General features: G+C 67.5%; 5 protein-coding genes and 1 pseudogene. 1 reads left to right on the top strand and 5 read right to left on the bottom strand.

All coding sequences use genetic code 11. The features are described from left to right. Nucleotides 1-226: pseudogene (locus C1J01_RS23865) on the bottom strand (cupin); the annotation flags it as partial. Nucleotides 227-285: 59 nt separating this feature from the next. On the opposite strand from C1J01_RS23865, the gene C1J01_RS23860 reads away from it, so the two are divergent. Continuing rightward, entirely contained in the window at nt 286-750 is a 465-nt protein-coding gene (locus C1J01_RS23860) for a MarR family winged helix-turn-helix transcriptional regulator (RefSeq protein WP_111181205.1), read from the top strand. 68 nt (nt 751-818) lie between these two features. Here the strand turns inward: C1J01_RS23860 and C1J01_RS23855 are convergent, their stop codons facing one another. The 4 genes from C1J01_RS23855 to C1J01_RS23840 all read right to left on the bottom strand — a co-directional run bounded on the left by C1J01_RS23855 (nt 819) and on the right by C1J01_RS23840 (nt 8,356). Next, the gene (locus tag C1J01_RS23855; RefSeq protein WP_111181204.1) at nt 819-1,787 is read right to left on the bottom strand and encodes a DUF418 domain-containing protein; all 969 of its coding nucleotides are present in this window, start codon (nt 1,785-1,787) and stop codon (nt 819-821) included. Between the two features lie 397 nt (nt 1,788-2,184). Beyond that, nucleotides 2,185-3,069 carry a sugar phosphate isomerase/epimerase family protein gene (locus C1J01_RS23850; protein WP_235854624.1) on the bottom strand — a complete coding sequence of 295 codons (885 nt, stop codon included), beginning with the start codon at nt 3,067-3,069 and terminating at the stop codon, nt 2,185-2,187. 1,386 nt (nt 3,070-4,455) lie between these two features. Next, nucleotides 4,456-6,957 (bottom strand): ATP-dependent Clp protease ATP-binding subunit, encoded by a 2,502-nt coding sequence (locus tag C1J01_RS23845; protein WP_111181202.1) that lies wholly within the window; start codon nt 6,955-6,957, stop codon nt 4,456-4,458. A gap of 1,066 nt (nt 6,958-8,023) precedes the next feature. After that, complete coding sequence (locus C1J01_RS23840) at nt 8,024-8,356, bottom strand: histone-like nucleoid-structuring protein Lsr2 (protein WP_111181201.1); 333 nt, start codon at nt 8,354-8,356, stop codon at nt 8,024-8,026. Between the last annotated feature and the right edge of the window lie 94 nt (nt 8,357-8,450).

Below are 8,450 nucleotides of genomic sequence, written 5' to 3'. Positions count from 1 at the left end.
CCCCCACCGCGTACGTCCCCCCGCCCAGCTCCACGGTGGCCGCGCCGGCCGTCCAGGTCCACACCTGCTCGACGTCGAAGTCGTGCACGGGTCCCACGCCTCCCGGCTTCACCTCGACCTTCCACAGCGCCCTTGAGGCCCCTCCCTGGGTCGGCGAGGCGAACGTCGTCATGACCCCGCCCGGGGTCTCCGACCGGCGGGCTTCGGCGTTACGAATGACAGCCACCCTGCTCACTCCTAAAATAGGCAACCACGTTTCCCATATAGTTAACCAGGTTGTCTATCATGTCAAGCAACGGCTTCGAGCTGCCGCTTCGCCTGCTGCTCGCGTTCAAGATGCTCATAGACGAGCTGCACGCCGAGCTCGCCCGCGAGGGCCACCCCGACATCAGGCCGATGTACGGATTCGTCATGCAGGCCATCGGCCCCGACGGCACCACCGCCGTCGAGCTGGGCCGCACCCTGGGCGTCACCAAACAGGCCGCCGGCAAGACCGTCGACAACCTGGAACGCATCGGCTACGTCGAACGCACCACAGACCCCCGCGACAGCCGACGCAAACTCGTCCGCCTCACGCCACACGGGATGGACGCCCTCGACCGCTCGGCCCGCATCTTCGACACCCTGCGCACCCGCTGGGCCGCCGAACTGGGCGAAGACCGCCTCAACGCGCTGGAGTCAGACCTACGCCGGATGACCCCCGACAACCCCTGGCGCCTCGACATCCCCGGCTGGTTCGGCACCCTCTGACCGGCGGCCCACGATCCTCTCGGTGTCGCGGGTAGTGTTCGGCGTGCTCCGGCTGTGCAGGAATGGACTCAGCTCGTACGGATGCGCAGGGACGAGCGGTGGGCCCAGGTGGCCCAGCGCCAGAGCCACTCGATCGGGCCCTGGCGGTAGCGGCGCAGCCAGAGGGCGGACACCAGCCACTGGGCCGCCAGGATGGCTCCCGCGGTCCAGTACGCCGCCGTCAAGGACTGGCCGATCGGCAGGCCGAGGATGTGACCGGCCGCCAGAACGAGGATCGTGGCGGTCAGATAATTGGTCAGAGCCATCCGGCCCAGCGGCACGAAGACGAACCGCAGCGCCGGTCGCAGCGGCGTTCTGAGCAGGACCAGCATGCCGCACACGTACACACCGACGAGCAGTAGATCAGCAAGGCTGGACACGGAAGACAGGTACGTCGTGGCCCCCACGGCCCGCATGCCGGCCCGCACCCACAGAGCGAAGGCGAGCCCCGCCGCGAAGGCCAGGCCCAGCAGGAGCGGCCCTCGGGTGGACCGCTCGATCCGCTCGATCACTCCGTAGCGGACCAGCGCCGAGCCCAGCAGGAACAACCCCGCGATCAGCAGGGGCCCGCCCCCGCTGAGGATCAGCGCCGCCGGGATGAATGCGGCGGCGAGGCCGGCCACGGCCCACCGGGGCAGCCAGGTCGAGGGCAGCAGCACCAGGATGCCGACGACGGCGTAGACGGTCAGGATCTCGCCCGGCCACAGCAGCATGTGCACGAGGCCGATCGCGAGCAGCGCCCCGAGCCGGCGCAGCAGGGCCAGGCGCGGGCGGGGGACGCGGCTCGCGGCGGAGTCCAGCAGCAGCGCGAACCCGATGCCGAACAGCAGGGAGAAGATCGGCATGCCGAGCCAGGGGTCCCAGTCGCCCATGGGCTGCACCACGACGGCGGAGCCGCCGGTCGCCATGAGCTGAACGTTGGCGAACAGGATCTCGCACAGCGCGAACCCGCGCAGGACGTCGAGCGCGGCGATACGCGATCGGCCAGGTGAGGTCATCGCGGAGCCTCCCCTGCCGCCCGCTCGGCGCTGGTGCGGGGGACGCCGGGAGCACCGGCCATAGCTCCGGCGTTCAGTCCCGGAGCGTGATCTTTCAAGGGCATGCGCCCATGCTCCGGATACGGCCCGGTGCGGACATCGACCCCAAGTCGGGGCGCACACCGTACTTTCGGCCGATTCAGCGCGCCCGGACAACCGCAGCATCCAGCGCCCGCTTCACCTTGATGATGGTGGAGCGGGCGCTGTCATTTCTCACCGACATTTCGTGTTGATCTTCACGCGCCCGCCACGTACGCGAATCACGTCGGCCGCCATCCACCCGCACCGCCCGGCCGGCGCTCATTCACAGCCGCACACGCCCGGTGCGCCCGCGTCGAGCGGTCGCGCTGTGCCCCTGTCAGGCGGCCAGTTGGAGGCCCAGGCTGGTCAGGTTCGTACGGGCCCAGTTCAGCTCTTCGGCGAGCAGGGACACCAGCGCCCCCGGCCCCTTGGCGCGGCCCGGGACCATGAGGTTGTGCGTCTCGACCTCGATGTGCGCGTTGCCGCTCACCGCGCCCGACAGCATGGCCGTCAGCGTGTCGTGCAGCACGGCCCCCGTGTTCGGCGTCTCGTCGGAGTGGGCGTGCACGTGGCCCAGCTTCACCACGGGCGCACCGGCCTCGGCCAGGCCCCTCAGGGCCGCGCCGGGCTCCTCGTCACCGCAGGCGAGGTGGCAGGCGTCGAGACAGACGCCCAGGTGCTCGGAGTCGATCCCGCCCACCCGCTGAAGCGCCTGCTCGGTCGTCTCCAGCACACACCCGGGCCACGGCTCGAACCCCACCCGGATCGTCTTCCCGGTCACGCTGTAGATGCCGCGCAGCTCACGGGCGAGCCGCTCCAGCCGCCGCGTGGCGATCGTCTGCAGATCGGCCGGCCAGTCGCGCCGCCACCCGATCGGGATCGTCGAGATGCTGCCGAACCGTACGTCCTCCGGCAGCAGGAAGGCCAGGATCTTGGCCAGTGCCATGGTGTAGCGGTAACGCTCCGGCTTGGCCCAGTCGGGACCCGGGACCTCCTGGTTGCGGCCGCCGGTGCCGTTGAGGCTGACGACCTCCAGGCCGCGCTCCTCCAGGGAACGACGCAGCCGTACGAGCTCGATGCGGTCGGCCGTGAGGTGGTCGGCGACGCTCGGGGACAGCCACAGCCCGATGCCCATCCGCTCCACGCCCAGCCGCTTGCGCACGGGCACGGCGTAGCGGGTCAGGTGGGCGATGAGGTTCTCCAGGTCCTCAGCGGGGTGCACGCCTGCGTTGTAGGCGAGGTGAACGAGCGTTCCGTCATCGTGACGCAGGCGCATCGGTTTCCTCCACGGCTTGCTTGTGTGTTCCCTGGCCCGCCTCGAACGTGCGAACCATGCGAGCATGCCTGCTCACATGTGGCGCGCGCGTCCGCCCTGAGTTGTCGTCCGGGCTACTCCTCCAGGAGCAGCCGCCAGCGTAGGAACACGCCCTTGTGGGCCACTTGGATGAGACTTGGCGAAGCTCTACGCAGTGTAGTACTACTCGCGGTGGTGGTATAGCCGCCCATCCAACAATTACGCAACGACGGCCAGCCGTTCTCACACCGCGATCTCCGCCACGTGAGCCGATAAGGCGCCCCTCGCGCGAAAAGTGAATCCGCTCACACTCTCAGAACCGGGCCAACGAAACCCGAAAAACCGGATGCCCACGCCGCTGCCGCCCGGCCCGCCACTGGCCGAACCCGCCGGCACGATGCCGCCCGCCTCCGTCGTGTGACGACCACGACGCCGGCGACGCACACGCCAGGCTATCGCCCATCACGCACTGCGACGCCCACCCCGGCCGCGCTGGAGCTCGACGCCGGCCGTCGCGGTAGGCGAAGTCGTACGTCGCCGGCCAGGGTGGATCCCGTAGAGCGATCCGACCGCCCGACAGCCGGACACCGGCGCGGGCCGTGGTTGGGCCTTGTGGGCCGCGTCCTGCGAGTGGCTCGTGTAAGGCGATGGGATGTGGATCGAGCCGTAGGCGCTGTGAGCCGCGTTCTGTGAGCGGCGCAAGGTGGCCGAGCAACGCACCGCTGATCAGGCACCGTTGGGGCGCGCAGGGATGACTCGCGAAAGCGAGCCCTGGCCTTGAGCATCCGTCGAATGCTTGGGCCGACGGCAGGCCGACCGGCATCCACCGAATGCTTGCCGATGGCCAAGCGGCCGCACCAGATTTCTGATTCGTGGTCTCCCTGTCGCCATGAGAGCACCTGGGTCGCCGACGTCCTGGCGTGCGGATCAGGGAGGCAGGGGCCGCTCGGCGATCACGGTGACAAGCCGCCGCTTCGACGAACCCCCATCCCGACCCTTACAAATCCCCTCCATCCCCACTCCTTACGAGCCCCCCTACAGAAAGCGGCCCAAAGTGCCCAACAATCCACTCCACCCCATCCCCTTGCGAGCCCTTCCACGGAACGCAGCTCGGAGCGCCTGACAGGCCCGCTCGACTTCCATCACGGCGACGTACACACCCGTGATACCTCTGGGCCTTTCGACGTGGCACAGGCGGTTTCAGGCGCTTATGGGCATATATCCGGCCGCCCCTTCAAGAAGCACGAAGCCGCACACGCGAAAGCCCCCGCGTGAACCTGTCACGCGGGGGCTTCCGAAGAGCCGAGGACGGCGTCAGTGCTGGATCGGTGCGGCGATGGCGGCGGCCGAGTCCGGGACCTTCGAGGCGTTCTCGCCCTTGAAGACGAACTTGGCGTCGTCACCCTCGCCCTCGATCGTCACCTTGACGACCTGGCCGGGCCGGAGCTCGCCGTACAGGATCTTCTCCGACAGCGAGTCCTCCAGCTCACGCTGGATCGTGCGCCGCAGCGGCCGGGCGCCCATGACCGGGTCGTAGCCGCGGTCGGCGAGCAGCTGCTTGGCCTCGGGCGAGACCTCGAGCCCCATGTCGCGGTCCTTCAGCCGGGCGTCGACCTGGGCGAGCATCAGATCCACGATCTTGATGATCTCGACCGGCGTCAGCTGGTGGAAGACCACGATGTCGTCGACACGGTTGAGGAACTCGGGCCGGAAGTGCTGCTTCAGCTCTTCCTGGACCTTGGACTTCATCCGCTCGTAGTTGGACTCGGTGTCGTTGGACTTCGCGAACCCGACCCCGATGCCCTTGGAGATGTCGCGGGTGCCGAGGTTGGTGGTCATGATGATGACCGTGTTCTTGAAGTCGACCACCCGGCCCTGGGCGTCGGTCAGGCGACCGTCTTCCAGGATCTGCAGCAGCGAGTTGAAGATGTCGGGGTGGGCCTTCTCGATCTCGTCGAACAGGACCACGGAGAACGGCTTGCGCCGCACCTTCTCGGTGAGCTGACCGCCCTCCTCGTAGCCGACGTAGCCGGGAGGCGAGCCGAACAGCCGGGAGACGGTGTGCTTCTCCATGAACTCCGACATGTCCAGGCTGATCAGAGCGTCTTCGTCGCCGAAGAGGAACTCCGCCAGGGCCTTGGACAGCTCGGTCTTACCGACACCGGAGGGACCCGCGAAGATGAACGAGCCACCGGGACGGCGCGGGTCCTTCAGACCGGCGCGGGTACGCCGGATGGACCGCGACAGGCCCTTGATCGCATCGTCCTGGCCGATGATCCGCTTGTGGAGCTCGTCCTCCATGCGGAGCAGGCGCTGCGACTCCTCCTCGGTCAGCTTGAAGACCGGGATGCCGGTGGCGGTCGCCAGGACCTCGGCGATGAGCTCCTGGGTGACCTCGGCCACGACGTCCATGTCGCCGGCCTTCCACTCCTTCTCCCGCCGCTCGCGCTTGAGCTGCAGCTGCTTCTCCTGGTCACGGAGGGCAGCGGCCTTCTCGAAGTCCTGCGCGTCGATCGCGGACTCCTTGTCGCGACGGACGTTGGCGATCTTCTCGTCGTATTCGCGCAGGTCCGGCGGCGCGGTCATGCGGCGGATGCGCATCCGGGACCCGGCCTCGTCGATGAGGTCGATCGCCTTGTCGGGAAGGTAGCGGTCGCTGATGTAGCGGTCGGCCAGCTGCGCGGCGGCGACCAGCGCGTCGTCGGTGATCGACACGCGGTGGTGCGCCTCGTAGCGGTCACGCAGACCCTTGAGGATCTCGATCGTGTGGCTGAGCGAGGGCTCGGCCACCTGGATCGGCTGGAAGCGGCGCTCCAGCGCGGCGTCCTTCTCCAGGTACTTGCGGTACTCGTCGAGCGTGGTCGCGCCGATCGTCTGCAGCTCGCCGCGGGCCAGCATGGGCTTGAGGATGCTGGCGGCGTCGATCGCGCCCTCGGCGGCGCCCGCACCCACGAGCGTGTGCAGCTCGTCGATGAACAGGATGATGTCGCCGCGCGTACGGATCTCCTTGAGCACCTTCTTCAGGCGCTCTTCGAAGTCACCGCGGTAGCGGGAGCCGGCGACCAGGGCGCCGAGGTCAAGCGTGTAGAGCTGCTTGTCCTTCAGCGTCTCGGGCACCTCGCCCCTGACGATCTTCTGCGACAGGCCCTCGACGACGGCGGTCTTGCCGACGCCGGGCTCGCCGATGAGAACGGGGTTGTTCTTGGTCCTCCGGGAGAGGACCTGCATGACCCGCTCGATCTCCTTCTCGCGGCCGATGACCGGATCCAGCTTGCCCTCGCGGGCGGCCTGGGTCAGGTTGCGGCCGAACTGGTCGAGCACCAGGGAGGTCGACGGGGCCGACTCCTGCGGACCGCCCGCCGCGGCCGGCTCCTTGCCCTGGTAACCGTGGAGCAACTGGATGACCTGCTGCCGGACACGGTTGAGATCAGCTCCAAGCTTGACCAGCACCTGAGCCGCCACACCCTCACCCTCGCGGATGAGCCCGAGCAGGATGTGCTCGGTGCCGATGTAGTTGTGGCCCAGCTGCAAAGCCTCACGGAGCGACAGCTCGAGGACCTTCTTGGCCCGCGGGGTGAACGGAATGTGCCCCGACGGAGCCGACTGGCCCTGGCCGATGATCTCCTCGACCTGCTGGCGCACACCCTCAAGGCTGATGCCGAGGCTCTCCAGAGCCTTGGCGGCTACGCCCTCACCTTCATGGATCAAACCAAGAAGAATGTGCTCAGTGCCGATGTAGTTGTGGTTGAGCATCCTGGCCTCTTCCTGGGCCAAGACGACAACACGCCTCGCTCGGTCGGTGAACCTCTCGAACATCTCGTCGCTCCTCACAGAGCGGTCAGTCAGGCCGGTAAATCCGGTCCCGTCCTCCCGCATGCTAGCCCTGGCTCGGCGAACCGTGCCCACTGCCGCTGACACGCTCTATAGCAGAGACGTTCCCCGAGAGCAGGGCGTTCACCCTCCATCCAACTACTGTTCGGGGGTGACGTGTTCCCGATACGCCGCAAGCGAACGATGTTTAGGACACTTCGCGGAAGCAGCACCGAATTGCCACCCGCGGCGTACACAGATCCACACGGATCGTCCTCGGACGCCTGCCACGAAGCCGGCGTGGGGACACCCGCCCCGCGCATCTCAGATGCCGCGCCCGTATCTGTTACGCAATCATCCTATGTCGGGTCGCAATGGATGGCCAAGCCGTCGCGCTACGCCCTGAGCACAACACGCCACTCACCGCACATCGCGGCTCCGGAATGCCGTGTACGGCGGGCTCTCTTTATGTGCCATCCGGTCAGCCCGGTTACCGAACCCGTCCGCATGATGAGACGGTCGTCCCCATGGGTCAGGAGTTTCGCTACTGTCCTGCAGTTGCGCCTGGTCGCCAATCGCACCATTGCGGCGCACGCCGGTTGCAGCGGCATTGTTATGAGGCGCACTCAGGTTATGCCGAGACATCCGCGACCGGTTTTCGCCGGGGCGCGTACGGATCGCGGGTTAAGCGCCGCAACGCGCGAGGATCTCCGCAGGGGGGTAACCGCGCCGGTGTTTTCCGCGATGGCCCGTTCCAGTGGGCGCGGCACCCGCCTGCGGCGCGCCAATGTCGTCGGCGAGGGACATTGGGCGACCCGAGGCGCGGCCCCGTACGTGAATGGGCGGCATTCGACGCACGGGGCGCGACGCCATCGCATATGCGAGGGCCCTGGCCGGTGAAACGGCGCTGTACGCCGGAACACACGCCCAAAACGCCCGCATATGGGCGGGTCTTGAGATCGTCATCCCCAGACGTCCCGAAATCCGGAACGCCGAGGGAAGGATCATGCGCTTATGGCGGTCGCCGGGGTCCGAGGCGAGCATCATAAGCGCATGGTCGGCCGACCGACTCCTAGTGAGCCTGCTCGTACTTCTCCACGATGGTGGAGGCGATGCGGCCGCGCTCGCTGACCTGCAGGCCGTGAGCCTTGGCCCACTGCCTGATCTCGGAGCTCTTCTCCCTGGTCATCGCCCGGCTGCCGGCGCGGCCACGCCGACGCGCGGACACGGTGCCCGCCCTGCGCGCGTGCTGCACGAAAGGCGTGAGCGCGTCCCTCAGCTTCTTCGCGTTTAGGTCGCTGAGGTCAATCTCATAGGAGGAGCCGTCAATAGCGAAGCTGACCGTCTCATTGGCCTCGCCCCCATCGAGGTCATCGATGAGAATCTCCTGGATCTGCTTGGCCATCTACGCAATCCTTTCGCGGAGCATTGTTTCATTCGCCTGCCCAAACATATACCCGGAAAGGCGTGGAGACAATTCAGCGCTACGGGATTCGGCT

It is taken from the genome of Nonomuraea aridisoli (genome assembly GCF_003236395.1).
Taxonomy (GTDB): domain Bacteria; phylum Actinomycetota; class Actinomycetes; order Streptosporangiales; family Streptosporangiaceae; genus Nonomuraea; species Nonomuraea aridisoli.
This window is presented reverse-complemented; position numbering and strand designations above follow the sequence as displayed.